Source organism: Oryzobacter telluris (assembly GCF_043099285.1).
Classification (GTDB): Bacteria; Actinomycetota; Actinomycetes; order Actinomycetales; family Dermatophilaceae; genus Oryzobacter; species Oryzobacter telluris.
Genome location: NZ_CP170723.1, coordinates 3457770 through 3482775 on the forward strand (window position 1 = coordinate 3457770; position 25006 = coordinate 3482775).

General features: G+C 74.4%; 25 protein-coding genes. 7 read left to right on the top strand and 18 right to left on the bottom strand.

Features of this window, described 5'->3' with window-relative positions:
• Positions 1-99 precede the first annotated feature (99 nt).
• The 8 genes from ACFLFB_RS16090 to ACFLFB_RS16125 form a co-directional block, all read right to left on the bottom strand.
• Positions 100-396, bottom strand: a complete 297-nt coding sequence (locus ACFLFB_RS16090; protein WP_392543179.1) for a DUF4229 domain-containing protein — start codon at positions 394-396, stop codon at positions 100-102.
• A gap of 3 nt (positions 397-399) precedes the next feature.
• Complete coding sequence (gene ccsB / locus ACFLFB_RS16095) at positions 400-1371, bottom strand: c-type cytochrome biogenesis protein CcsB (RefSeq protein ID WP_392543180.1); 972 nt, start codon at positions 1369-1371, stop codon at positions 400-402.
• A complete protein-coding gene (locus ACFLFB_RS16100) occupies positions 1368-2933 on the bottom strand; it encodes a cytochrome c biogenesis protein ResB (RefSeq protein WP_392543181.1) in 1566 nt (521 codons plus the stop codon). The genes ccsB and ACFLFB_RS16100 overlap by 4 nt, the downstream gene beginning before the upstream one ends.
• On the bottom strand, positions 2930-3712 hold the full coding sequence (locus tag ACFLFB_RS16105) for a cytochrome c biogenesis CcdA family protein (RefSeq protein ID WP_392543182.1): 783 nt from the start codon (positions 3710-3712) through the stop codon (positions 2930-2932). Before ACFLFB_RS16105 ends, ACFLFB_RS16100 begins: the two co-directional genes overlap by 4 nt.
• Positions 3709-4314, bottom strand: coding sequence for a TlpA family protein disulfide reductase (locus ACFLFB_RS16110; RefSeq protein ID WP_392543183.1), 606 nt, complete (start codon positions 4312-4314; stop codon positions 3709-3711). Before ACFLFB_RS16110 ends, ACFLFB_RS16105 begins: the two co-directional genes overlap by 4 nt.
• Complete coding sequence (locus tag ACFLFB_RS16115) at positions 4311-4988, bottom strand: histidine phosphatase family protein (protein ID WP_392543184.1); 678 nt, start codon at positions 4986-4988, stop codon at positions 4311-4313. The genes ACFLFB_RS16110 and ACFLFB_RS16115 overlap by 4 nt, the downstream gene beginning before the upstream one ends.
• A 62-nt stretch (positions 4989-5050) precedes the next feature.
• The gene (hemL, locus tag ACFLFB_RS16120; protein WP_392545436.1) at positions 5051-6388 is read right to left on the bottom strand and encodes a glutamate-1-semialdehyde 2,1-aminomutase; all 1338 of its coding nucleotides are present in this window, start codon (positions 6386-6388) and stop codon (positions 5051-5053) included.
• 16 nt (positions 6389-6404) lie between these two features.
• The gene (locus ACFLFB_RS16125) at positions 6405-6887 is read right to left on the bottom strand and encodes a MarR family winged helix-turn-helix transcriptional regulator (protein ID WP_392543185.1); all 483 of its coding nucleotides are present in this window, start codon (positions 6885-6887) and stop codon (positions 6405-6407) included.
• A gap of 184 nt (positions 6888-7071) precedes the next feature.
• Between ACFLFB_RS16125 and ACFLFB_RS16130 the strand changes: the two genes are divergently transcribed.
• A complete protein-coding gene (locus ACFLFB_RS16130) occupies positions 7072-7605 on the top strand; it encodes a YceI family protein (protein WP_392543186.1) in 534 nt (177 codons plus the stop codon).
• Between the two features lie 172 nt (positions 7606-7777).
• Here ACFLFB_RS16130 and ACFLFB_RS16135 read toward each other — a convergent pair whose 3' ends face one another.
• Positions 7778-8251, bottom strand: a complete 474-nt coding sequence (locus ACFLFB_RS16135; protein ID WP_392543187.1) for a DUF1203 domain-containing protein — start codon at positions 8249-8251, stop codon at positions 7778-7780.
• Positions 8252-8551: 300 nt separating this feature from the next.
• Between ACFLFB_RS16135 and ACFLFB_RS16140 the strand changes: the two genes are divergently transcribed.
• The 5 genes from ACFLFB_RS16140 (at position 8552) to ACFLFB_RS16160 (ending at position 14792) form a co-directional block, all read left to right on the top strand.
• Complete coding sequence (locus ACFLFB_RS16140; RefSeq protein WP_392543188.1) at positions 8552-9850, top strand: MFS transporter; 1299 nt, start codon at positions 8552-8554, stop codon at positions 9848-9850.
• Positions 9847-11271, top strand: coding sequence for an FAD-binding oxidoreductase (locus ACFLFB_RS16145; RefSeq protein WP_392543189.1), 1425 nt, complete (start codon positions 9847-9849; stop codon positions 11269-11271). Before ACFLFB_RS16140 ends, ACFLFB_RS16145 begins: the two co-directional genes overlap by 4 nt.
• A 46-nt stretch (positions 11272-11317) precedes the next feature.
• Positions 11318-12997, top strand: a complete 1680-nt coding sequence (locus ACFLFB_RS16150; RefSeq protein ID WP_392543190.1) for a helix-turn-helix domain-containing protein — start codon at positions 11318-11320, stop codon at positions 12995-12997.
• A 191-nt stretch (positions 12998-13188) separates the two neighbouring features.
• Positions 13189-14046 carry an alpha/beta fold hydrolase gene (locus ACFLFB_RS16155; RefSeq protein ID WP_392543191.1) on the top strand — a complete coding sequence of 286 codons (858 nt, stop codon included), beginning with the start codon at positions 13189-13191 and terminating at the stop codon, positions 14044-14046.
• A complete protein-coding gene (locus ACFLFB_RS16160; RefSeq protein WP_392543192.1) occupies positions 14043-14792 on the top strand; it encodes an alpha/beta fold hydrolase in 750 nt (249 codons plus the stop codon). Before ACFLFB_RS16155 ends, ACFLFB_RS16160 begins: the two co-directional genes overlap by 4 nt.
• On the opposite strand, the gene ACFLFB_RS16165 is transcribed toward ACFLFB_RS16160, so the two are convergent.
• Positions 14783-15529 (bottom strand): VOC family protein, encoded by a 747-nt coding sequence (locus ACFLFB_RS16165; protein ID WP_392543193.1) that lies wholly within the window; start codon positions 15527-15529, stop codon positions 14783-14785. The genes ACFLFB_RS16160 and ACFLFB_RS16165 overlap by 10 nt on opposite strands.
• A gap of 125 nt (positions 15530-15654) precedes the next feature.
• Here ACFLFB_RS16165 and ACFLFB_RS16170 point away from each other — a divergent pair, with 125 nt between their 5' ends.
• Positions 15655-16086: a nitroreductase/quinone reductase family protein gene (locus ACFLFB_RS16170; protein ID WP_392543194.1), complete on the top strand. Its 432-nt coding sequence runs from the start codon at positions 15655-15657 to the stop codon at positions 16084-16086.
• 20 nt (positions 16087-16106) lie between these two features.
• Here the strand turns inward: ACFLFB_RS16170 and hemB are convergent, their stop codons facing one another.
• The 8 genes from hemB to ACFLFB_RS16210 form a co-directional block, all read right to left on the bottom strand.
• Entirely contained in the window at positions 16107-17078 is a 972-nt protein-coding gene (gene hemB / locus ACFLFB_RS16175) for a porphobilinogen synthase (RefSeq protein ID WP_392543195.1), read from the bottom strand.
• A gap of 5 nt (positions 17079-17083) precedes the next feature.
• On the bottom strand, positions 17084-18706 hold the full coding sequence (locus ACFLFB_RS16180) for a uroporphyrinogen-III synthase (RefSeq protein ID WP_392543196.1): 1623 nt from the start codon (positions 18704-18706) through the stop codon (positions 17084-17086).
• The gene (gene hemC / locus ACFLFB_RS16185) at positions 18703-19701 is read right to left on the bottom strand and encodes a hydroxymethylbilane synthase (RefSeq protein WP_392543197.1); all 999 of its coding nucleotides are present in this window, start codon (positions 19699-19701) and stop codon (positions 18703-18705) included. The genes ACFLFB_RS16180 and hemC overlap by 4 nt, the downstream gene beginning before the upstream one ends.
• Positions 19698-21008 (bottom strand): glutamyl-tRNA reductase, encoded by a 1311-nt coding sequence (locus ACFLFB_RS16190; protein WP_392543198.1) that lies wholly within the window; start codon positions 21006-21008, stop codon positions 19698-19700. The genes hemC and ACFLFB_RS16190 overlap by 4 nt, the downstream gene beginning before the upstream one ends.
• Positions 21005-21667 carry a redox-sensing transcriptional repressor Rex gene (locus ACFLFB_RS16195; RefSeq protein ID WP_392543199.1) on the bottom strand — a complete coding sequence of 221 codons (663 nt, stop codon included), beginning with the start codon at positions 21665-21667 and terminating at the stop codon, positions 21005-21007. The genes ACFLFB_RS16190 and ACFLFB_RS16195 overlap by 4 nt, the downstream gene beginning before the upstream one ends.
• A gap of 194 nt (positions 21668-21861) precedes the next feature.
• Positions 21862-22140, bottom strand: a complete 279-nt coding sequence (locus tag ACFLFB_RS16200) for a glutaredoxin family protein (RefSeq protein WP_392543200.1) — start codon at positions 22138-22140, stop codon at positions 21862-21864.
• Positions 22140-23846 carry a 1-acyl-sn-glycerol-3-phosphate acyltransferase gene (locus ACFLFB_RS16205; RefSeq protein ID WP_392543201.1) on the bottom strand — a complete coding sequence of 569 codons (1707 nt, stop codon included), beginning with the start codon at positions 23844-23846 and terminating at the stop codon, positions 22140-22142. The genes ACFLFB_RS16200 and ACFLFB_RS16205 overlap by 1 nt, the downstream gene beginning before the upstream one ends.
• Complete coding sequence (locus ACFLFB_RS16210; protein WP_392543202.1) at positions 23846-24895, bottom strand: NAD-dependent epimerase/dehydratase family protein; 1050 nt, start codon at positions 24893-24895, stop codon at positions 23846-23848. Before ACFLFB_RS16210 ends, ACFLFB_RS16205 begins: the two co-directional genes overlap by 1 nt.
• Positions 24896-25006: the final 111 nt, after the last annotated feature.

A 25006-nucleotide genomic window follows, 5' to 3' on the forward strand; every position in this document is an offset into this window, starting at 1 on the left:
TCCGCGGATGACGCAGGTGTACCCGCGCCATCCGCAGACTCCTGCGTCATCACCGTGACGGCGCGCCAGACGTCGCCGCCCGTGCCTGCACCGGGGCCGTCAGCGGAAGTCGGCGTCGCCCTCGCGGCGGACCTCGGCGTCCTCGGCGTCCTCGTCGGTGGGGCCGTCGGTGCGCGCGCCCGACTTCTGCGCCGCCCGCTGCTCGAGCCTCGTGGCGAGCTGGGCCGAGTAGTCCTCGCGGAACCGGCGGAGTGCGAAGAACGAGATCACCGCCGACGCCAGGGCCGCCCCGGCCACGAGCAGCAGCATGTCCTCCTCGTCACGCAGCCCCAGCAGCCAGAGGACGGCGAGGCAGCCGAAGAAGACCAGGGCCCGCAGGAGCGTGTACCGCAGCACGGTTCAGAGGCCCGAGTACGAGTGCTGGCCGACGAAGAACACGTTGACGACGGCGTAGTTGATGATGATGCAGCCGAACCCGGCGAGCGCGATCCACGCGGCGCTCTGGCGGCGCAGCCCGGTGGTGGCGCGGGCGTGGAGGTACGCGGCGTAGACGGTCCAGATGACGAAGGTCCACACCTCCTTGGGGTCCCAGCTCCAGTACGCACCCCACGCCTGGCGAGCCCAGATGGCGCCGGCGATGAGCGTGAAGGTCCACAGCGGGAACGCCACGACGTGCACGGCGTAGGTGAGCCGCTCGAGCGCCCGCGCGTTCGGCAGCCGGTCCATGAAGGAGACCGGGCGGGTGTCCGCGGCCTCGAACCGGGCCTGGACGAGGTAGATGATGCCCAGCGAGAACCCGATGGTGAACAGGGCCACCGACAGGGTCGCGACGGTGACGTGGATGGCCAGCCAGATCGAGCGCAGCGAGGGCATCAGCTCGGAGGCATCGGTGTACCAGACGGTGATCGCCAGCCCGAGGGTCAGCAGCACCGGCCCGACGACGAACAGCCCGAGCCAGCGCAGGTCGCGTCGGGTCGCCCAGCCGGTGTAGGCGAGCAGGGTGAGCATGCAGCCGACGATGGCGAACTCGTACATGTTGCCCAGCGGCCAGCGGTGCACCTCGGCCGCGCGCAGCCCCACACCGGCCACGCTCAGCAGCGTGCCGAGGAGGGTGAGCGTCCACGCGATGCCGGCCGCCTTGCGGGCGCCGGACGACTCGGCCTCGACCTCGGCGGTCGGCGGCGGCGCGACCCCGGCAGGTGCCTCTCCGCCGCCGGCGGCCACGAGCTCGCGGTCGGTCGTGGCCGCCCGCTCCCGCGTCGGGGCGAGGCGCGCCAGGTACACGGCGTACATGACCATCGCGAGGGTCAGCACGGCCATCGCGGAGTACACCGCGAGGTTCGAGAGCTGGGCCAGCGTCGTGTCGGTCATCGAGCTCCTTCGAGTGCGTCCAGGACGGCGGCGACCTCGTCGCCCATCCCTTCGTCGTCGTCCTTGGCCAGACCGCCGACGGAGACCACGGTACGACCCGCGGACTCGCCGGGCGAAACCCGCACGAAGAGCCTTCGACGGCGCACGACGAGCGAGGCGACGAGGCCGAACAGGGCCGCCATCGCACTGATGAGGGTGAACAGCTTGCCGGGGTCGGTGCGCACCGAGAAGCCGGCGAACCGCTCGACCCCGTCGAAGGTGATGGAGCCGCGCCCCCCGGGCAGCTCGAAGGTCTGGCCCGGCTTGAGGAGGATGCGCAGCTGGTCGGTACCGTCGGTCCCGGCCAGGGGCGTCATCTTCTCGGTGTCGAGCGCGTAGACCGACTGCGGGCGCCCGCCGGGGAAGAGCTCGCCCTCGAAGGCGGTGAGCGCGAGCTGGGGGTCGAGCGCGTCCGGGAAGATCGAGTGCGGCCCGGAGGTGCTGTCGATGACGCCGGTGGGCAGGAAGAAGCCGGCGAACCCCAGCTGCTGGGGCACGGCACCGGGCACCTTCACCGCGCCGACCGACGTGTAGTTGTTGTCCTGCGGGAGGAAGGGCGTCGGCTCGGAGTACAGCTCGGTGCCCGTGGCGTCGCGCACGGTGATCCGCGGCGCGTACCCGTTGCCCAGGAGGAAGACGGTGCCGTCGCCGGTCTCCAGCGGCCCGTTCACCCGGACCGAGCGCTGCTCGGGCTGGCCGCCGGCGGGGGTGAAGGTCGTCGTGGCCTCGAAGTCGCGGGGGGCGCCGAACTGGCCCTTGCCCTTGGTCTCGGTCTCGAACTCGACGTCGAGCCTGTCGAGCGCGAGGACCCACGGCTCGAGGTCGTTGACGTCGACCCACGGCCCCGGGCTGAAGGTGTCGTAGCGCGACAGGGTGTTCGCGAACGGCTCGCCCTCCGGGACGATGACGTCGCCGCGCCAGCCGAACAGGTGCCCCACGGCGACCCCGACGAGGATGCCGATGAGCGCGACGTGGAAGACGAGGTTGCCCGCCTCGCGCAGGTAGCCCTTCTCGGCCGAGAGGGTCTCGTCGTCGTGGGCGTGCACCCGGTAGCGGCGCCCCTTGAGGGCCACGCGCAGCTGCTCGCGCACGTCCTCCGGCTCGCCCTCGACCTCCGTACGGCGGTGGGCCGCAAGGCGGTCCAGGCGTCGGGGGGCGCGGGGCGGCCGCGAGCGCAGCTGGTGCCAGAAGATCCGGGTGCGCGGCAGCACGCAGCCGATGAGGGAGACGAAGAGGAGCAGGTAGATCGCGGCGAACCACGGGGAGGCGTAGACCTCGAAGAACCCGAGCGCGTCGAGGACCTTGCCCGTGGTGGGGTTGTCGGCCAGCCACTGCGCGGTGCGCGCCGAGTCGATGGAGCGCTGGGGGAAGGTCGACCCGGGGATGGCCCCGACGGCGAGGAGCAGGAGGAGGAACAGGGCCGTGCGCATGCTCGTCAGCTGGCGCCAGGTCCAGCGCAGCCAGCCGACGAGCCCGAGGCGCGGCTGCACGACGTCGGGCCGCGGCGTGGTCGAGGTGCTCACAGCGCGACCTGGAACCCGTTGACGAGCTCGACCTGCAACCACCGGTTGAGGTCCTCCCAGACACCCGTGACGAGCAGCAGCCCGACGACCACGAGCATCGCCCCGCCGACCAGCTGGATGGCGCGGGTGTGCCGCCGCAGCCAGCCGGACACGCGGCCGGCGCGGTCGAGGCCGGCGGCCACGAGGACGAACGGCAGCCCGAGCCCGAGCCCGTAGGCGACCGCCAGCCCGGCGCCCCGCGCGACCTGCGGGTCCTGGCTGGCCGACGCCATGACGAGGACGGCGGCGAGCGTGGGTCCGGTGCAGGGTGCCCAGCCGAGCCCGAAGACCGCGCCGAGGAGCGGCGCCCCGAGCAGCCCGGCGCGCGGCCTCCAGTGCACCTTGGCCTCGCGCTGCGACCCGAACCGCGCCCCCACGCCGATGAAGACCAGCCCCATGACGCTGACGAGGACCCCGCCCACGCGCATCAGGAGGGTGCGGTGCTCGACCAGCGCCCGACCGGCGCCGGTGACGAAGACCGACCCGAGGACGAACACCACCGTGAAGCCGGCGACGAAGAGCAGGGCGCCCAGCACGGTGCGCCCGCGCCGCTGCTGGGCCTCCCCCGACAGCCCGGACACGTACCCGAGGAACCCGGGCACCAGCGGCAGCACGCACGGGCTCGCGAACGACACCAGCCCGGCGAGGGCCGCCACGAGGACGGCCAGCGGCAGCGCGCCGGACGTGACCGTGTCGCCCGCGGCGAGCACGGCCGCGGGGGCGGCGACGGCGGGGGTCACGACTCGGCGAGCACGTCGTCGACGAGGCCGCGCAGCGTGGTGGCGTCGACGGGGCCGTTGACCCGGGCGGCGATCCGGCCGTCGGTGTCGAGGACGAGCGTCGTCGGCACCGTGGGCGCCTTGCCCTGCAGCGCGAGGATCAGCAGGCCGGGCTTGTCGCTGAGGCTGGGGTAGGTGATGCCCGCGCGCTTGGCGAAGGCGGCGCCGCTCGCCGGGCCCTCGCGGAAGTCGATGCCCATGAACTGCACGGGCTCGTCCTCCGACTGCAGACCCGCCCAGACCTTCTGCAGGTCCGGCGCCTCGGCGACGCACGGGGCGCACCAGGAGCCCCAGACGTTGACGACGACGACGTCCTCGCCGCGTGCCGAGGCACTGTCCCAGGTCCCGCCGCCGACGAGGTCGCCCTTCAGCCCGACGGGCTCGGCCCGCTTGTCCTGCGGGATCGTCTCCACGGCGCCGGTGCCGGAGACGTAGCCCTTCTGGTCTCCCGCCTTGGCCTGTGCCGCAACGGAGTTGGGGTCCTCGCTGCAGGCAGCGGTCCCGAGGACGAGGGCAGCGGCGGCGAGCGCCCCGGCGAACCGGGCCGTGGGACGTCGGGTCATGCGCCCGCCCCCGGCTGGGCCTGGGGGAGCAGCGAGGAGGCGGGCTCGCTGTACGACAGCGACAGCAGCTCGTCGCCGAGGAAGGTGAGGGAGGTGAGCGACGCCAGCGAGCACTCACGCCGGGTCGGGTTGTGCACGAGCGGGCGCCCCTCGGTGGCCAGGCGGATCATCCAGATCGGCGCCTGGTGGCTGACGATGACGGCCTCGTGACCCCGGGCGGCCTCGCGCGCGTCGACGATGGCGCGGCGCATCCGCTCGACGAGCTCGACGTAGGGCTCCCCCCACGACGGACGGAACGGGTTGAGCATCTTGGGGATCATCCGCGGGTGGCGCAGGAAGCCCTTGCCGCCGGCGACCTGGAGGCCCTGGAACGCGTTGCCCGCCTCGACGACGCGCTCGTCGACATGGACCTCGAGCCCGTGCGCCTCGGCCACCGGGGCCGCGGTCTCCCGGGCCCGCTCGAGCGGGCTCGACACGACGTGGACGACGTCGTGGTCGCCGAGGTGCTCGGCGGCGAGGTCGGCCATCCGCCGACCCAGGTCGGACAGGTGGTAGCCGGGGAGGCGCCCGTAGAGGATGCGGTGGGGGTTGAACACCTCACCGTGGCGCAGCAGGTGGACGACGGTGCGCGGGAGGTCGGCGACGGGCGCGCCGGCCTCGGGCTGGGTCGTCATGTCCCCGATTGTCGCAAACCCGGCTGGGAGCGCCCGACGGTGGTCGCGCGGCCCCCCGGTACTCAGCCGGCGGCCGCGGCGCGGGCCGCAGCGGGCAGCGCGGAGACGACCTGGTCCAGGGCCCGCTCGTCGTGCGCCCCCGACACGAACCACGACTCGAAGGCGCTCGGCGGCAGGTAGACGCCGGCCTCGAGCATCGCGTGGAAGAAGCGGCCGAAGGCGGCGGTGTCCTGGTCGCGGGCGTCGTCGTAGGTGCGGACCTCGCCCTCGCGGAAGAACACCGAGAACATCGACCCGGCCCACTGCACGCGGTGCGCCACGCCCTCGGCGGCAAGGGCGGCCGAGGCGGCATCGGCGATGGTGCGGGCGGCGGTGCCGAGCCGGGCGTAGAGCGCGTCGTCGCAGGCCTGCAGGGTCGCCAGGCCGGCGGCGGTGGCGACGGGGTTCCCGCTCAGCGTGCCCGCCTGGTAGACGGGGCCCTCGGGGGCGAGCATGGCCATGACGTCGCGGCGCCCGCCGAAGGCCGCGGCGGGGAAGCCCCCGCCCATCACCTTGCCGAAGGTGAGCAGGTCGGGGGTGACGTCGACGCCCTCGTGGGCCCACCAGCCGGCGCGCGAGACGCGGAAGCCGGTCATCACCTCGTCGGAGACGAGGAGGGCGTCGTGCTGACGGGTGACGCGGGCCAGTGCCTCGGTGAACCCCGGCTCGGGCGGGACGACGCCCATGTTCCCGGCCGCGGCCTCGGTGATGACGCAGGCGATGTCGCCGCCGCGCGCGGCGAACACGGCCTCGAGCGCCTCGACGTCGTTGTAGGGCAGGACGAGGGTCTCGGCGGCCATCTCCTTGGGCACGCCGGCGCTGTCGGGCAGGGCCAGCGTGGCGACGCCCGAGCCCGCGCTGACCAGCAGGCTGTCGACGTGGCCGTGGTAGTGCCCGGCGAACTTCACGACGAGCGATCGCCCGGTGAACCCGCGGGCCAGGCGGATGGCGCTCATCGTCGCCTCGGTGCCGGACGAGACGAGGCGGACCTGCTCGACCGGCTCGACGCGGGCGACGATCTCCTCGGCGAGGAGGACCTCGTTCTCCGAGGGGGTGCCGAAGGAGTAGCCGCGGCTCGTGGCCGTCTCGACGGCGGCGACGACCTCCGGGTGGCGGTGGCCCAGGATCATCGGGCCCCAGCTGCAGACGAGGTCGACGTAGGTGCGTCCGTCGGCGTCGGTGAGCCACGCGCCCTCGCCGCTCACCATGAACCGGGGGGTCCCGCCGACGGCGCGGAAGGCGCGCACGGGCGAGTTGACGCCGCCGGGGGTCACGGCCCGGGCACGGGCGAGGAGGGCGGCCGAGGCGGGGGCGTCGGCGCCGGGCGTGGGGTCGGTCTGCGCGGAGGTCACGCCCTCCATCATCGCGTGGCGGTGCTCAGCACTCCGACTCGGGCGTCGTGGGGTCGGCGGCGTACGCGTCGCGCACGGCCTGCATCGCCTCGCCGAGGGCGGCGAACTGCTCGGCGGTGAGGACGTCGACGAGGTGGCGCCGCACGCTGGCGACGTGCGCCACGGCGAACTCGCGGATGGCGGTGGTCCCCTCGTCGGTGATCCGCAGCAGGACGCCGCGGCCGTCGTCGGGGGCGGGGGTGCGCACGACCCAGCCGCGGCGCTCGAGGCGCGCGGCGGTGTGGGTGACCCGGCTGCGTGACTGGACGATGAGGGCGGCGACGGCCGACATCCTCAGCTGGCCCATCGGCGACTCCGAGAGCATCGAGAGCAGCTCGTACTCGGAGAGGCTGATGCCGACGGCCTGCAGGTCGCCGTCGAACGCGACGTCGAGCTCGCGGCTGGCCCGCAGGAAGGCACGCCAGGAGACCTGCTCCCCCTCGCTGAGCCAGCGCACCTCCCCGTCCATGCGGCCCATCGTGGCACGTCGGGGCCACCGTCCGGGATGGTCTGCGGCGCCTGCGGGCCAGGTCGTGACCAGATCGTGTCCCAAGATGTGAGACGAGGGAATGGGTCACGGGTGGTGCTTAGTTGAACAGTCAACTAACGTGGGAGACACCGACGTAGTCCCGAGACATTCGAGGAGCACCATCATGGCCAGCATCAACGACCTGCCCGCCGGCACCTGGGCGATCGACCCCACCCACTCCGAGGTCGGGTTCGTCGCCCGCCACCTCATGGTGAGCAAGGTCCGCGGCTCGTTCACCGACGTCGCCGGCACCGTCGTCGTCAAGGACGACGTCACCGACTCCGTCGCCGACGTCACCATCAAGACCGACTCGGTCTCCACCGGCACCGCCGACCGCGACGGCCACCTGCGCAGCGCCGACTTCTTCGACGTGGAGAACCACCCGGAGATCCGCTTCGTCAGCACCTCCTTCGACGGCACCGTCCTCAAGGGCGACCTCACCATCAAGGGCGTCACCAACCCGGTGTCCCTCGACGTCGACTACAACGGCGTCGCCACCGACCCGTGGGGCAACACCAAGGCCGCCTTCGAGGCCGAGGGCGACATCGACCGCACGCAGTGGGGCCTGAACTGGAACGCGGCCCTCGAGGCCGGCGGCGTGCTCGTCTCCGAGAAGATCAAGCTCAAGCTCGACGTGCAGCTCGCCCTCCAGGCCTGAGCCACGTCCCCGCTCCGGTCCTCCGGCCGGAGCACCCCGAGGCCGCCGCCTCCGCCCGTGTCGTCGGGCGGGGCGGCGGCCTTCACCGTCACCCCTCCGCCCTCGGCTCCGGCGCGTGCTACCGCCTGGTACGTGGGGTGATCACCCCACGTACCAAGCGGTAGGACGCTGCTCAGGGGCGGGTGGCGCGGGTGATGAAGCACTGGGCGAGGAGGTTGCGCACGTGCACCTCCGCGACGTCGGGGTCCTCGAGGATGCCGACCAGCGCCGCCTCGACGCCCTCCCCCGCCTCGACGACCCGGTTCGCGGCGTAGCGCATCGCCCCATCGGCGCCGTAGGCGCGCAGGACGCGCGGCGCCTCGTCGAGCCAGGCCGGGAAGGCCCCCGGCCGGTGCGGCCGTGGGCACGCCCCGGCGTGCACGAACACCGGCCCGACCTCGCGCCAGGGCCGGTCCGCGCCGAGCGGCGCGTGCGCGACGAGCAGCAGCCGCTCGCCCGGCGCACTGCGCTCGAGGCAGCAGCGCAGCTGGCTGCCGCCCCCGGCGTCGGTGAAGGGCTCGGCCGCGTGGCCGTGCAGGTCGCGCCCGGTGCGGTGGATGGCCGCGAGGTCGCAGGGGTCGATCGGGACGAGGACGACGGCGCTCATGCCCGTGGAACGCCCGAGGGCACCTCCGTGTGAGTCACGCGCCTCCGGCACCGACAGGGCCGTGGGCTCCTCACCGCCGCCCTCGACGACCCCACGGGCCGGGCGTCGCGTCGATGAACGCCCGGGCAGCACGGCGGCGGCGCCCGTTCGTCCGCGACCTCGCTCTCCTCGACAGTGGTGATTCCCCCCATGAGTGGGCCTGCACGACGGAGGAGAAGTCCATCGTCCGGGGACCATCCGCTCCGTAGCGTCTGCTCCGCACGAGCGGCGACGAGGCCGCCCCAGAGCCAGGAGCCCCCGATGGCGTTGTCCGAGATCCCCGCCCCCACCCTCCCCGTCGGGACCGTCGACCCCGCGGTCGACACCGCTCCCCCGACCCCGAAGCTGCGCCGGATGTCGTTCGGCCTGCTCATGGTCTACGTCGCGATCCTCGCGGTGAACTCCGGCGGCAACGGCATCCTCCTGCCGAACATCGTCGCCGGGCTCGACGAGGCCGGGAAGATCGGCAACCTCGCGTTCGTCACGACGATCGCCTTCATCGCGAACATCTTCGCCCAGCCGCTCGCCGGGGCCCTGTCGGACGCGACCCGCTCGCGCTTCGGCCGTCGCACGCCGTGGATGGTCGGCGGCGCCCTGCTCACGAGCGGCTTCCTCCTCGGCCTGCCGATGGCGCAGTCGGTCCTCACCGTGGCCCTCGTCTGGCTCGTCGTGCAGGTCGGCGTCAACGCGCTCCAGGCGGCCGCGACCGCGCTCGTCCCCGACCGCTACCCCGCGGCCCGCCGCGGCGGTGTCTCGGCGATGATCGGCGTCGGCATCACCATCGGCAACGCCGTCGGCGCCATCGTCGCCGGCGGCACCGCGTCGAAGGGGTCCCTCCCCTACGTCATCCTCGCCGTGCTCGTCCTCGTCATCGTCGGCGGCTTCGTCCTCGTCAACCGCGACGAGCCGACCACCCACCTGCCCCGCGAGCGGACGACCGTCAAGGAGTTCCTGCGGGCCTTCTGGGTCTCGCCGCGCCAGCACCCCGACTTCGCCTGGGCGTTCGGCTCGCGCTTCCTCATGGTCATCGGCTTCTACGGCGCCCAGACCTACGGCCTGTACATCCTGCGCGACTACATCGGCCTCAGCGACGCCGAGTCGAACTCCTTCGCCGCGACGATGGGCGTCGTCCTCCTCGTCGGCGTCCTCCTCTCGGCCCTCGTCAGCGGCTGGCTGTCCGACCGCGTGGGCCGTCGCAAGCCGTTCATCGTGTGGTCGTCCGTCGTCATGTCGATCGCGCTGGCCATCCCGCTCGTCGTGCCGACCACCCAGGGCGTCCTCGCCTACGCCTTCCTCCTCGGCCTCGGCTTCGGCGCGTACATCTCCATCGACCTCGCCCTCATGACCGAGGTGCTCCCCGCCCGCCTCCAGGGAGAGAGCAGCGCCGGCCGCGACCTCGCCATCCTCGGCCTCGCCACGACCCTCCCCCAGGCGATGAGCCCCTCGATCGCCGCCGGCCTGGTCACCCTCACCGGTGGCTACCCGGTCCTGTTCGTCGCCGGCATCGTGTTCGTCATGCTCGGCGCGGTGGCGGTGCGCCCCATCAAGGCCGTGCGATGACGGTCGCAGCCCTCCCCGCGGTGGCCGGCTCCCCGGCCACCGCGGGGGCCGTCCCCGACATCGGCACCCTGGCCGACCGGCTCCCCGCGGGGACGCTGCTCACCGAACCGGCCTCGATGGAGCGCTACAGCCACGACGAGGCCGAGTGGGCGCCGTGGGCCCTGCCCCTGGCGGTCGCGCGCCCGACCGACGCCGACCAGGTTCGCACCATCGTGCGGTGGTGCGTCCTCCACGGCGTGCCGGTCGTCCCCCGCGGTGCGGGGACCGGGCTCTCGGGTGGCGCGAACGCCGTCACCGGCGGGGTCGTCGTCAGCTTCGAGCGGATGACGGCCGTGCTGCGGATCGACCCGGTCGAGCGCCTCGCGGTGGTCCAGCCCGGCGTCGTCAACGACGACCTGCGGGCGGCCTGCGCCGAGCACGGCCTCTGGTACCCGCCGGACCCGGCGAGCTCGCCGTGGTCGACGATCGGCGGCAACGTGGCGACGAACGCCGGTGGCGTCTGCTGCGTCAAGTACGGCGTCACCGGCGACTACGTGCTCGCCCTCGAGGTCGTCACGGGGACGGGTGAGCTGGTGCGCGTCGGCCGGGAGACGGCCAAGGGCGTGGCCGGGTACGACCTCGTGTCCCTGCTCGTCGGCTCGGAGGGCACCCTCGGCCTCGTCACCGAGGTCACGGTGCGGCTGCGCCCGGCCCGCCCGCCCGAGCACACCGTCGTCGGCTTCTTCGACTCGGTGGTCGCGGCCGGCGAGGCGGTGGCCGCCCTGGCCCGCGCGGGCCAGGTCCCCTCGGCCCTCGAGCTCCTCGACCGGCACTGCCTCACGGCGGTCAACGACTGGAAGAACCTCGGGATCGAGGCCGACTGCGAGGCGATCCTCCTCGCGCGCGTCGACGGTCCGGGTGCCGCAGGGGTCGCGGAGGCCGATGCCGTCCTCGCCTGCTTCGAGTCGGCCGGTGCCTCGTGGGCCGCCCGCTCGGAGGACGAGGCGGAGGCCGACGCGATGTTCGCAGCCCGGCGCCTCGCCTACCCCGCGCTGGAGCGCCTCGGCCCGGTCCTCACCGAGGACGTCTGCGTGCCCGTGGGCCGCGTCCCCGAGATGCTCGCCCGGGTCCAGGCCATCGGTGAGCGACACGACGTCCTCATCGCCAACATCGCCCACGCCGGCGACGGGAACCTGCACCCGCTCATCATCACGCCGCCCGGCGACGAGGCCGCGCGTCGGCGGGCCCAGTCGGCGTTCGACGAGATCATCGCCGAGGCCCTGCTCTGCGGCGGCACCGTGACGGGCGAGCACGGTGTGGGGCTGCTCAAGCGCGACGGCCTGGCGGCCGAGCTGTCGCCGGCCGTCGTGGAGATGCACCGTGCCATCCGCCGGGCGCTCGACCCGCACGGCGTGCTCAACCCGGGGAAGGTCGTCACCTGACGCGCTGACCTGCCCGGCGCGCGCCCGGATGCGTGAGGATGGGCCCGTGGGTGGAGCAGACGAGGACGTCGCGCAGTCGGTCGCCGAGCTGCGCCGCCGCGCCGACGAGCTCGCCGTCCTCAACGACCTGGCCCGACGGCTCGCGGCCCTCCACGACACCCGCGAGGTGCTCGACGAGGTGGCCCGGCAGGCCCGACGGCTGCTGGGTGTCGACGTCGCCTACATCATGCTGCTGCGCGCCGACCGGCTGCGGATCGAGGTCGTCGACGGCGCGATGGGATCGGCGATGCGGGGCATCGAGCTGGAGTCGGGGCAGGGCCTGGGCGGCCAGGTCCTCGCCACCGGCCGCCCCCTGACGAGCGAGCGCTACCTCCAGGACACCCGCTTCCCGCACGGCGAGGGCACCGACGCGGCGGCGCTGAGCGAGCAGCTCGGGGGCATCCTCGGGGTGCCGCTCGTCGTCGGCGACGACACCATCGGGGTCCTGCTCGCCGCGGAGCGGCGGCCACGGGCCTTCGCCGACCGCGACGTCGAGCTGCTCGCCGGGCTGGCCGCGCATGCGGCCCTCGCCCTGCGCACCGCCGACCTCTTCGACCGCGAGCGCGCGGCCGCAGCCGAGCTGCGGGCGGCGAACGAGACGCTGCGCGCGGTCAGCGAGAGCCGGCAGCGGGCGAGCGACCTGCGCGACGTCCTCAACGAGGTCGTCCTGCGAGGGGGCGGCCTGGCCGCCGTCGTCACCGCCCTCGAGCGGTCGGCCGGGCTGGCGGTGGCGGTGCGCGACCACGACGGGCGCACGCTCGCCGGGGAACCGCCGGCGGACGTCGGCCTCGTCGTCCCGGTCGACCTGCCGAGCGGGCACGGCGGCGACCTCGTCGCCGCCTCGACGGGGGCGGCGGACGACGAGGACGCCCTGCGCCTGCTGCGGATCGGCGCCACCACGGTGGCCGTGCTCCTGGCGTCGGAGCGGTCGGTCGCCGAGGCCGAGCTGCGGACCCGCGGGGAGTTCGTCCACGCGCTGCTCTCCTCCGACGCCGACGAGGCGAGCCTGCTGCGCCGGGCCCGCGCCATCGGCATCGACCTGCACGCCGTGACGACCGTGGCCGTCGTCGACGCCGAGCCGGTGGGAGCGACGGCGGCCGCCGCCTTCGCCGCCCGTCTCGCCGCCGACCTGCGCGGGTGGTCGGCGGCGCACGCCGGGCAGGTCGTCGTCCTCCTCCCGGCACCCGTCGACCGGACCCGGGAGGCCGTCGCGCGGCTGGCCGGACCCGACGGCGGTGCGCCCACGACCGGCCTGGCCGCCGGGGAGGGCGGTCCGCGCGGTGTGCGGTCGTCGCACGAGGAGGCCCGGCAGACCGCAGCCCTGCTGCTGGCCCTCGACCGCGCCGGCTCCTGCGCGACGAGCGACGAGCTGGGCCTGTACCGGTCGCTCTTCAGCAGCTCGGGCCGCGCCGGGCTCGCCACCTTCATCGACGCGACGGTCGGCCCGCTCCTCGCCTACGACGACGCGCACCAACGCGACCTGTCGGCGACCCTCGAGACCTACCTCGAGCAGGCCCGGCACCACGCGCGCACCTGCGAGGCCCTCCACATCCACCCGAACACGCTCTACCAGCGGCTCGACCGGGTCACCGAGGTCCTCGGGGCGCGGTGGAAGGAGGCCGACCGGGCGCTCGAGCTCCAGGTGGCGCTGCGCCTGCACCGCCTGCTCGCCGACCGCCCGGTCTGAGGGGCAGCCCCGGGGGCGTGGGTCGAGGTATTCGGCTGGTGCCCGGGACAGGCTGAATACCTCGAACCCGAGGGGCCGAGCGGGAGAGGGCCTCCACCGCCATGCCCCACCGACGGAGGACCTCTCCATGGGCAGCACGGCCGCTCCCGGGCTAGCGTCGAGGGACCGCCACCGACGCAAGGACCCGAGGCATGCCGACCTTCCGCACCACCGACGACGTCACCCTCGCGTACACCGACGAGGGCGAGGGCCGGCCGGTCGTCCTCGTGCACGGCTTCACCGCCCCCGCGACGTCGTGGGCCCTGACGGTCGACGCCCTGCTCGGGGCCGGGTACCGCGCGATCACGTTCGACCGGCGCGCCCACGGGGAGTCCGAGACCCCCGCGCACGGCCAGCGGATGGCACGGCACGGTCGCGACCTCGGCGAGCTCCTCGAGCACCTCGACCTCGAGGACGTCCTGGTCGTGGGCGCCTCGATGGGCGGCAACACGTTCTGGGCCTACGTCGACCAGTTCGGCCCGGCCCGGCTGCGCGGCGCGGTGGTCGTCGACCAGACGCCGAAGATGCTCAACGCCGACGGCTGGGAGCTCGGCTTCTACGGCTACGACCGCACCAACGCCGGCACGCACTTCGCCGAGGGGGTGCCCGACAACGGCCGCGGCCGCACGGTCGACCGCTCCGCCGCGCAGATGCTCCGCCTCGTCGAGCGGCTCGGCGGCCCGCCGGCGTTCCGCGACCCCACCGCGCCCGAGACCCTCCCCCTCCTCGAGGACCACGCGCGGCAGGACTGGCGCGACGTCGTGCAGCGCTTCCCGCTACCGCTGCTCATGCTCGCCGGGCGCGAGAGCCAGGTCTGGCCCTGCGAGCACGCCGAGGCGGCCGTCGCCGGGACGCCCCACGGCCGCGCCCTCGTCATCGAGGACGCGGGCCACGCCATCAGCTTCGACCAGCCCGACCGGTTCAACGAGGCCCTCCTGGACTTCCTCGCGGAGGTCGACGGCGGCGCCGCGGCCTCGTCCGCCGGGCACGTGTCGAGGGATTCACGGTGAGGCTCGCGACCGCGACCCACGGCGACGGGCCGCGCCGGATCGCCCTCGTCCACGGCCTGAGCGCCGACGGCGCCCTCTGGCGCGGGTTCACCGAGCGGGTCGTCGCGGCGGGCGGGGCCACCGTGACCACGGTCGACCTGCGCGGTCACGGTGCCAGCGACCGGTCCGACGTCTACACCGTCGACGCGTTCGCCGACGACCTCGTCGAGACGCTCCCGGCGGGCCTCGACCTCGTCGTGGGCCACTCACTCGGCGGCACGGTCCTCGAACGCGCCGTGGCCCGGCTCTCCCCGGCCCACGCGCTCTACCTCGACCCCGGCTTCCACCTGCCGCTGCCCACCGCCGGCCTGAAGGGTCGGCTGTTCTGGGCCGCGGCGCCGGTGACCCTCACCGTCGCCGCCCTGGCCCAGAAGCGCCGCAGCCGCGGGCGTGCCCCGCTCGGGGCTGCGGACGCGCTCCTGCGCGACGCGGCGCGCCACCGGTTCGACCGCCGGATGACGATCGGCGTCTTCCGCGACATCGCCCACCACCCGGCGCCCGTCGCGGCGCCGGCCGTGCCGTCCACCGTCGTGCTCTCCGACGACTCCGCCGCCGTGCTGCCCGACGCGACGGTCGGGCAGCTCGTCGGCCTCGGCTGGGACGTCCGCCGCCTACCGGGCGTCGGCCACGACTTCTGGCTCGAGGACGCCGACCGCACCCACGCCGCCGTCGCCGACCTCCTCGTCGGCGACCCCGTTCAGCCCTGAGTCCGCGGGGCGGCGAACGTCGGGGGGAGGACGCAGAACTCGTTGCCGTCGGGGTCGGCCATGACGACCCAGGCCACGTCGCCCTGGCCGATGTCGGCGCGGGTCGCCCCGAGGGCGGTGAGCCGCGCGACCTCGGACTCGAGGTCGGTGTCGGCCTGCGGCACGAGGTCGAGGTGCAGCCGGTTCTTGCCGAGCCGGGCGTTGTAGGGCGGACCGCCCCAGGAGATCTTGGAGCCACCGAGGGGTGACTGGATCGCGGTCTCCTCGTCCTGGTCCCAGACGAGCGGCCAGCCGAGGACGGCGCTCCAGAAGTGACCGACCTCCATCGACCCGTCGCTCGACAGGCAGCCGATGGTGCCGCACCCCGCGGTGAAGCTGTTCCCCGCAGGCAGGACGCAGAGCTCGTTGCCCTCGGGGTCGGCCATGACGACGTGGTCGGCGTCCGGACCCTGACCGATGTCGAGGTGCCGCCCGCCGAGCTCGAGCACCCGCTCGACCATCGCGGCCTGGGCCTCGGCGGTCTCGCTGGTGAGGTCGAAGTGCATCTGGTTGGGCCCGCGCTTCGGCTCGTCACTCGGCTGGAAGTGGAGGCGGAACTCGGTCTCGCTGTTGGGGACCAGCGAGCGGCCACCGCTGACGGCGGGTACCACCTCGCGTCCCAGGACCCCGCCCCAGAAGGCGGCGAGCGCCACGGGGTCGCTCGCGTCGAAGGTCAGCAGCCGCAAGTCCGAGGTCACGGCCCCGACGGTAGGCGTCGTCGGCGACCCCGGCAACGCGGTTTCCCCGGACCGACCGGGCCATGTCCAGGCGGCGGCGAGCGGCCTACCATCGGGAGGAGGTCCACCGAGCAGGAGGCACCCCGATGAGCTCCGCGATGCGAACCATGATGCGGGTCGGCAACACCGTCGGCTCCTGGGTCTACCGCACGAGCAAGGGCCGTCTCGGCGGCACCGGCCGGGGCGGCACGCCGGTCCTCCTCCTCACGGTGAAGGGCCGCACGAGCGGGCGCGAGTTCACCTGTCCCGTGGGCTACTTCGAGCGCGACGGGGGCTACGTCGTCGTCGGCAGCGCGGCCGGGCTCCCGGACGACCCGCAGTGGTTCAAGAACCTGCGGGCCACCGACTCGGCCGTGGTCCAGCTGGGCGACCGGCGGTACGACGTCGCGGTCCGCGTCCTCGAGGGCGCCGAGCGCGACGCCGCCTTCGCCCAGGTCCTCTCCGAGAACGCCGGCTTCGGCGCCTACGAGAAGAAGTCCGGGCGGACGATGCCGCTCGCCCTCCTCACCCCGCGCTGACCACCTGGGCCACCGAGGCGTCAGAGGCGGGCCGCGGCCTCGAGGGCGTGGTAGCTGAGGATGACCTGCGCCCCGGCCCGGCGGATGTGGAGCAGCGACTCCATCACGACCCGCTCGCGGTCGATCCAGCCACGCTCGGCAGCGGCCTCGATCTGGGCGTACTCGCCCGAGATCTGGTACGCCGCAACGGGAACCGGCGACATGGCGGCAGCCGCGGCGATGATGTCGAGGTGCGGCCCGGCGGGCTTGACCATGACGACGTCGGCGCCCTCGGCGATGTCGAGCTCGAGCTCGCGCAGCGCCTCGGTGGCGTTCGCCGGGTCCTGCTGGTAGGTCGCGCGGTCGCCGACGAGCGAGGAGTTCACGGCCTCGCGGAACGGCCCGTACAGGCCCGAGGTGTACTTGGCCGCGTAGGCGAGGATCACCGTGTCGGTGTACCCGGCGGCGTCGAGCGCCCCGCGCACGTACCCGACCTGGCCGTCCATCATCCCGGACAGGCCGAGGACGGGCGCGCCGGTCGCGGCCTGGGCCAGCGCCATCGAGGCGTACCGGTCGAGGGTGGCGTCGTTGTCGACCGAGCCGTCGGCGCCGAGGACGCCGCAGTGGCCGTGGTCGGTGAACTCGTCGAGGCAGAGGTCCGACATGACGACGAGGTCGTCACCCACGGCCTCGTGCAGCCGCGCCAGCGCGACGTTGAGGATGCCGCCCGGGTCGTCGGCCCCGGAACCCCGGCCGTCCTTCGACGACGGCACACCGAACACCATGATCCCGCCGAGGCCGGCGTCGACGCAGCGCCGCCCCTCCTCGACGAGGGTGTCGAGCGTGTGCTGGACGACGCCCGGCATCGACCCGATCGGCTGCGGGGCGTCCAGGCCCTCTCGAACGAAGACGGGCAGCACGAGCTCGGCCGGGTGCAGCCGGGTCTCGGCGACCATCCGCCGCAGCGCCGGGGTGCGGCGCAGGCGGCGGGGCCGGACGTCGGGGAAGCCCATGGCGCTCAGGTGGCCCGGCGCCGGGCCCCGGGACGGCGCTGGCTCGGACGCAGCACGTCCTCCCCCGCCTCCTGGGCGACCAGGGCCAGCGAGCGGCCGTGGTCGGCGAGGGCGTCGACGAGGACCTCGGCGGTCGGCTCGGGCGCGAGGACGTCGACCCGCAGGCCGTGCTCCTCGGCGGTCTTCGCCGTGGCTGGGCCGATGCACGCGACGACCGTGGTCGGGTGCGGCTTGCCGGCGATGCCCACGAGGTTGCGCACCGTGGAGGACGAGGTGAACAGCACCGCGTCGAACGCGCCCGACTTGATGGCGTCGCGCACCGGTGCCGGCGGCGGGGTGGCCCGCACCGTGCGGTAGGCGGTGACGTCGTCGACCTCCCAGCCGTTCTCCTGCAGGCCCGCGACGAGGGTCTCGGTGGCGATGTCGGCGCGCGGCAGGAAGATGCGGTTGATGGGGTCGAGGTCCTGGTCGTAGGGCGGCCACTCCTCGAGCAGGCCCTTGGCCGACTGCTCGCCCTCGGGCACGAGGTCGGGGTTGATGCCCCAGTCGCGCAGCGCCTGCGCGGTGACCCCACCGACGGCGGCGACCTTGAGCCCGGCGAACGAGCGGGCGTCGAGGCCGAACTCGTCGAACTTCTCGCGGATGGCGCGCACGGCGTTCACCGAGGTGAAGCCGACCCACTCGTAGCGACCGGTGACCATGCCCTTGACGGCCCGCTCGAGCTGCTGCGGCGTGCGCGGCGGCTCGACCGAGATCGTCGGGACGACCGAGGCGGTGGCGCCGTGGTGCTCCAGGCGCGCCGTCATCGAGCCGGACTGCTCCTTGGTCCGCGGGACGAGGACCTGCCAGCCGAACAGCGGCTTGGTCTCGAACCACGACAGCGTCTCGCGCATGGTGACAGTGGACCCCACGACGGCCAGGACGGGGAAGCGCCCGTCGGACATCACGGTGCCGGCCTCGGCGAGGGTCGTCACCGTGGTGCGCTGCTCGGTGCTCGTGCCGCGCTCGGTGACCGCGACCGGGGTGGACGCGTCGCGGCCCGCGGCGACGAGGGCCTCGAGCGTGGCGGCCGCCTTGTCGGGCTGGCCGAGGACGACGACGGTGACGGCGGGGTCGACGACCGCGGCGAGGTCGCCGAGCTTGCCGCCGGCGGCGAGGACGTGCAGGCCCGTGGACGCGGCCGAGGTCAGCGGGATTCCCGCGTACGACGGGACGGCCGTGACGGACGAGACACCCGGCACGACCTCGACGGCGATGCCGGCCTTGACGCAGGCCTGCGCCTCCTCGGCGAGGCCGTTGAAGACCGCCGGGTCGCCGTCCATGAGGCGCACGACGAGGCCGCTCGGGTGGGCCTTCGCGGCGCGCACGACGAGCTTGGCGCGCGACGCCTGGGTCAGCCGCTCGCCGTGGTCGCCGTGACCGGCGTCGACGACGTCGACACCCTCGGCGCACCAGCGCGCGACGACCGCCTCGCGGGCGACCTGGTCGATGACGACGGCGTCCGCGGCGGCGAGCAGCTCGCCCGCCTTGACGGTGAGCAGGCCGGGGTCGCCGGGTCCGGCGCCGACGAAGACGACCCGCGCGGGGATGCGGGTGGTGGACTTGCTGGATGAGCGCGTGGGGCTCACGGGGCACGCTCCGTAACGAGGGGCTCGGTCGTGGACATCTGGTCGGGGCCGCCGGACACGGGGTCCGGCGAGGCTGGTGGTTCGTGCATGAGGTCGGCGGCGCCGTCCTCGAGGAGGAGGTGGGCGAGCCGCCGTCCGAGGCCGGCGGGGTCGTCGACCTCGCCGACGAGCGAGCGGCGCAGGTCGGCCGACCCGTCGGCGGCGGCGACGACGGCCCGCAGCGACAGCTCGGGGCCCTCCATCCCCTCGACGACCTCGGCGAGGGCGCCGACCGGGGCCGAGCACCCCGCCTCGAGCACGGCGAGGAGGGTGCGCTCGGCGGTGGTGCAGGCGCGGGTGTCGGGGTCCTCGAGGGCCGCCACGACAGCGGCCGTGGCGGCGTCGTCGGTGCGGACCTCGACGGCCAGGGCGCCCTGGCCGGGGGCCGGGAGCATCTGGAGGGGGTCGAGCAGCTCGGTGACCTCGGCGGCGCGACCGAGGCGACGCAGGCCGGCGGCGGCGAGGACGACGGCGTCGAGCCGGCCCTCGGAGACGGCGCGCAGGCGGGTGTCGACGTTGCCGCGCAGGTCGGCGACCTCGAGGCCGAGGCCGAGGGCGGCCAGCTGGGCGCGGCGGCGCGGGCTGCCGGTGCCGACGGTGGAGCCAACGGGCAGCTCGCCGAGGGTGAGGCCGTCACGGGCGACGAGCGCGTCGCGCGGGTCCTCCCGCACCGGCACGGCGGCGACCACGGTGGCGGCGTCGGGCGCGGTGGGCAGGTCCTTGAGCGAGTGCACGGCGAGGTCTACCCGGCCGTCGACGAGGGCCTCGCGCAGCGCGGAGACGAACACGCCCGTGCCGCCCAGCTGGGCGAGCGGGGTCGACTGGTCGCGGTCGCCCTCGGTGGTCACCTCGACGAGCTCGACCTCGTGGCCGAGGGCGCGCAGGCGGTCGGCCACCCAGGTCGACTGGGTGGTGGCCAGCGCGGACCGGCGGGTCCCGAGGCGCAGGGTGCTCATGCCTCCTCCCCCGGGATGGTGGGGGGCACCGACACCACGGAGACGTCGCGCGGGTCGAGGTCGAACAGCTCGGACAGGGCGCGGGCGTAGCTGCCGCCCTGGCCGTCCTGGGCGAGCTCCTTGACCCGGACCGTGGGGGTGTGGAGCAGCTTGTCGACGACCCGCTCGACGGCGCGTCGGACCTCGGCCCGCTCGGTGTCGGAGAGGTCGGGGGTGCGGCGCTCGAGGCGGGCGAGCTCGGCGTCGACGAGCTCGCCGGCGCGGGTGCGCAGGGCGGTGACGGTGGGCGCCACGGCCTCGGCGGACCGGGCGAGGATGAAGGCCGCGACCTCCGCGGTGACGAGGTCGGTGGCGTCGGCGACCTGCGGCGCGGAGTCGGCGGCGGCGAGGTCCTCGCCGAGCTCGGCGAGCCCCACGCGGGTGACCCCGGCCAGGTCGCCGACCGCGAGGTCGACGTCGTGCGGCAGGGCGAGGTCGACGTACACCTGGGGGCGACCGCCGCGCGCGCCGAGGGCCTCGGTGACGTCGTCGAGGAGGACGACCCGGCCCGGGGCTCCGGTGCTCGAGACGATGACGTCGGCGCCGGCGAGGGCGCCGCGCAGCTCGGTGAGCGGACGGGCCGACCCCCCGACGCGCTCGGCCACCGAGCGGGCGCGCTCGTGGTTGCGGTTGGCGACGACGACGGTGCGGGCACCCTCGCGGGCGACGGTCGCGGCGGCGAGCGCCCCCATCCCGCCGGCGCCGACGACGAGGACGGACAGCCCCGAGACCGGGCCGAGCGCGGCCTCGGCGCGGGCCAGGCCGGCCTGGACCAGCGAGCCGCTGACGAGGTCGATGCCCGTCTCGGTGTGCACCCGCTTGGCGACCCGCAGGGCCTGCTGGAGGACGCCGTTGAGGTTGGGGCCGACGTGGCCGTGGCGCTGCGCGCGGGCGAGCGACCGGCGCACCTGGCCGAGGATCTGGACCTCACCCACCGCCATCGAGTCCAGGCCGGCGGCCACCGAGAAGACGTGGGCGATGCCCCGCTCCTCGTAGTGCACGTACAGGTGCGGCTGGAGGTCGGCGCGGTCGACCGCGCAGGCGGCCGCGAGCGCGGCGGTGACGTCGGTGAGCGCCCCGTGGAAGGTCAGGCACTCGGCGTAGACCTCGGTGCGGTTGCAGGTCGACACGACGACGACCTCGCTGACGTGCTCGGAGCGCAGCACCTCGCGCTCGAGCGCGGTGCGCGCCTCGGGCGTGAGAGCGACGGACTCGAGGAGGGACAGCGGCGCACCGTGGTGCGACAGGCCGAGGACGACGAGGCTCATGACACCGCCTCCGCGACGGCGACCCGCTGGCCGTGGAAGGCCAGGATCTGCAGCTCGGTGGACAGGTCGACGGTGCGCACGGTGACGCCGTCGGGCACGGTGAGCACGCCGGGGGCGAAGTTGAGGATGGAGCGGATGCCTGCGGAGACGAGCTCGTCGCACGCCTGCTGGGCCCCCTCGGGCGGGGTCGCGATGACCCCCACGGCCAGGCCGTCGTCCGCGACGAGGCGCGCGAGGTCGGTCATCGGCCGGACCACCTGGTCGGCGACCTCCTCGCCGACGACCTTGGCGTCGCGGTCGAGCAGCGCGATGACCCGGAACCCGCGCTCGGCGAACCCGCGGTAGGCCGCGAGGGCGCGCCCGAGGTTGCCCATCCCGATGATGGCGACCGGCCAGTCCTGGGTCAGCCCGAGCACGGCGGCGATCTCGGAGGCGAGGTGCTCGACGTCGTAGCCGACCCCGCGCACGCCGTAGGAGCCGAGGTGGCTGAGGTCCTTGCGCAGCATCGCCGAGCTCACGCCGGCGGCGGCGGCGAGCTCCTCGGAGCTCACCGAGGCGACCTCGTCACGCGCCAGGGCGGTGAGGGCGCGCAGGTACCCGGGGAGACGGGCCACCGAGGCCTCCGGGATGCCCCGGCGGGCTGTCGCTGCGGTGGACACAGGTGGTCACCGACTCCTTTCGCGGGCCCGCGACGCGTGGTTGGACATGGCGAGTCGCGCCCAGCGGCGCGACGCGCGGGTCAGACCGCCAGCCTACGGTCTTGTGAAGCCATGCACAAAGTCGTGTGGAACCCCGTGAGGTGGCTCACCCGGGCCATGTGCTAAAAGCGCGGACCACTCCCCGGGTCGCGGTGTCAGGCGGGTGGGGGCACGGCGAGGGCGGCGCGCAGCCGGGCCTCGTCGACCCGCCAGTAGTCGTGCTGGCGCCCGTCGACGAAGGTGACCGGGATCTGCTCGGCGTACGCCTCGCGCAGTTCGGGGTCCTCGTCGATGGAGCGCTCCTCGTACGCGACGCCCAGCTCGGCGGTCACCCGCTCGATGGTGGCGCGCGCGGTGTCGCACAGGTGGCAGCCCTCGCGCCCCACGAGGAGCACCCGCACGGGGCGGGCCGCGGCGGGGACGGTGGGCTCCATCAGAAGAAGACCGAGCGGCGCTGCATCAGCAGCGTGTACAGCGTCTGCTGGATGGTCTCGCGGACCTGGTCGGTGAGGTCGAAGACGAGCATGGGGTCGTCGGCGGCGCCCGGACCGTGGGTGTCGGTGGGGATGGGCGCGCCGAACTCGATGACCCACTTGCTCGGCAGCGGGATCAGCCCGAGCGGTCCGAGCAGCGGGAAGGTGGGCGTGATCGGCGCGTAGGGCAGGCCGAACACCCGGGCGAGGGTACCCATGTTGCCGATGATCGGGAAGATCTCCTCGGCGCCGATGACCGAGCACGGGATGATCGGCACCTGCGCCGAGAGCGCCGCCGCCACGAAGCCCCCGCGACCGAACCGCTGCAGCTTGTAGCGCTCGCGGAACGGCTTGCCGACGCCCTTGAACCCCTCGGGGAAGACGCCGACGAGCTCGCCGCGGTCGAAGAGCCGCTCGGCGTCCTCGCTGGCGGCGAGGGTGGACCCGGACCGGCGGGCGACCGTGCCGAGGAACGGCGTCTGGAAGACGAGGTCGGCGCCCAGGGCCCGCATGACCCGCTGCTGCGGGTGCTCGTCGTGGATGGCCAGCTGCACCATGAGCGAGTCGATGGCGACCGTGCCCGAGTGGTTGGACACCACGAGCGCGCCGCCCTCGGCCGGGATGTTCTCGATGCCGCGGACCTCGACCCGGAACCAGTGCCGGTAGATGGGGCGCAGCATCGGGTAGAAGACGTTCTCGGTGAAGTCGGCGTCGTAGCCGAAGTCGTCGACGAGGTAGTCGCCGTCGACCCGGCGCCGGACGTAGGCGAGCACCTGCGCGATGCGGCGCTCGACGTCCTCGGGCGCGATGCCGGCGGAGTCGGCGGCGATGCGCAGCATCGTCACCAGGCCCTCGAGGAGGTCGGCGACGTCGGGCAGCGGCAGGCCGGTGCGCGAGGGGGCCTCGGTGACCGTGGGGTCGAGCGGCGGCTCGGCGATGCGCAGGTGGGGGCGCGCGGAGTCGCGGGCGGCCTTGGTGCGCGGGTCGACGCGGGGACGTCGGCGGGTGCCCAGACCCTCGGTGGTCGCGGCGGGCGCGGCAGGGGCGACGGTGGTCTCGGACGTGGCCGGCGCGGGGCGGCTGCTCGTGCGGACGGGACGGGACGGGCCGGCCCGGCGCTCACCCTGCTGGCGGGAGGCGCCGCGCGAGGGTGCCGAGCGGACCTTGGGCGCCGGGCGGTGCGGACGCCGCTGGGGGGCGGTGGGCAGCGGGGTGACCTCGACGCCCTCGGGCGCGCTTGGCGCCGCCGGGGGAACGGCCTCGGTCGGGGTCGTCGGCCGGGAGGACGAGGCCTTCGGTGCCGACTTCTTCGCGGCGGGCTTCGTGGTGGCGGGCCTGGTCGGGGCCGACGCCTTCGGGGCCGTCTTCCTCGCCGTGGACGTCGTCGCGGCGGACGTCTTCGGCGCGGACTTCTTGGGTGCGGACGTCTTGCGTGCGGACGTCTTGCGTGCGGACTTCTTCGCCGCCGGCTTCTCGGCGGCGGGCATCGCGGTGACGGCCTTCGTCGCGGTCGTCGACGTCGCCCGCGTGCTCGGGGCCGGGGGCGCGGCCGTCTCGGGAGCGAGCACCACGGGGTCGGCCCCGATGAGCGGGGTGGAGCGGCGGCGGGCGCGCTCGCCCGACGCACGGGCGGCGCCGGCGGCGAGGGCTCCGGGGCGGGCGGCCATCAGGCACCCCTCCCGGTGCCGAGCGCGCGCAGGAGGGCCTGGCTGGCCGAGCCCGCGACCCCGCTGACGAGGTCACCGACCGCGGCGGCGGCCGGCACGGCCGGTCCGACGGTGCGGGCGAAGTCCTCGAAGGCCCCGCGCGAGGTCCAGTGGGGGGAGAACCCGAGCACCTCGCGCATCCGCGCGGTGTCGAGGCCACGGCCGTAGGCGAGGAACGACATCTGGTCGGCGGAGAAGTCGGCCAGGCGCAGCCGCTTGGTCACGCCCCCGACGAGACCCGCCGACTGCAGGGGCAGCGGCAGCACCGGGCGGCCGACGAGGGCCGCGGCCTGGAGCACGGTGATGACGCCGTCGCCGGCGAGGTTGACCACGCCGGTGGCGTCACCGGTGGTGGCGGCCGCGAGGGCGTCGATGGCGTCGTCCTCGTGCATGAACTGCATGCGGGCGTCGAAGCCGAGCGGGGCGGGGATGACCGGCAGGTTGAAGTAGTCGGTGATCGAGGTGCGGATGCGCGGGCCGATGATGTTGGCGAACCGCAGCGTGAGGATGTCGGTGTCGGGGCGGCGGCGGGCGAACCCGCGCACGTACCCCTCGACCTCGATGCTGTCCTTGCCGAACCCGCCGGACGGGCCGCGCTTGGCGCTCATGTCCTCGGTGAACAGGGCCGGGTCGCGCGGGGTTGAGCCGTAGACGGCCGCCGACGACTTCACGACGAGGCGTCGGACCGTGCTCGACTTCTGGCACGCGGCGAGCAGCTGCATCGTGCCGATGACGTTGATCTCCTTCTGCGGGGTCCGGCCCCCGACGAAGGTGGGCGTCGCGATGACGTTCATGTGGACGACGGTGTCGACGCCGGCGCTCTCGATGACGCGGGCGATCATCGGGTTGCGGATGTCGGCCCGCACGAACTCGACCCCGCCGATGTCGTGCGCCGGCGGGATGACGTCGACCCCCACGACGCGCGAGATCCCGGGGTCCTTGCTCAGGCGGCGCGCGAGCAGGCCGCCGAGGTACCGGGAGACCCCGGTCACGAGCACTACGGACGCCACACCTGCTCCTCACCCGCGGGAACCGTCGACCCGACCCTACCCAGTGCCCCCGCCGGCGGCACAGGCAGGACACCGCGTCGCCCGCCACATCCTCGGGAGACGACAAAGGCC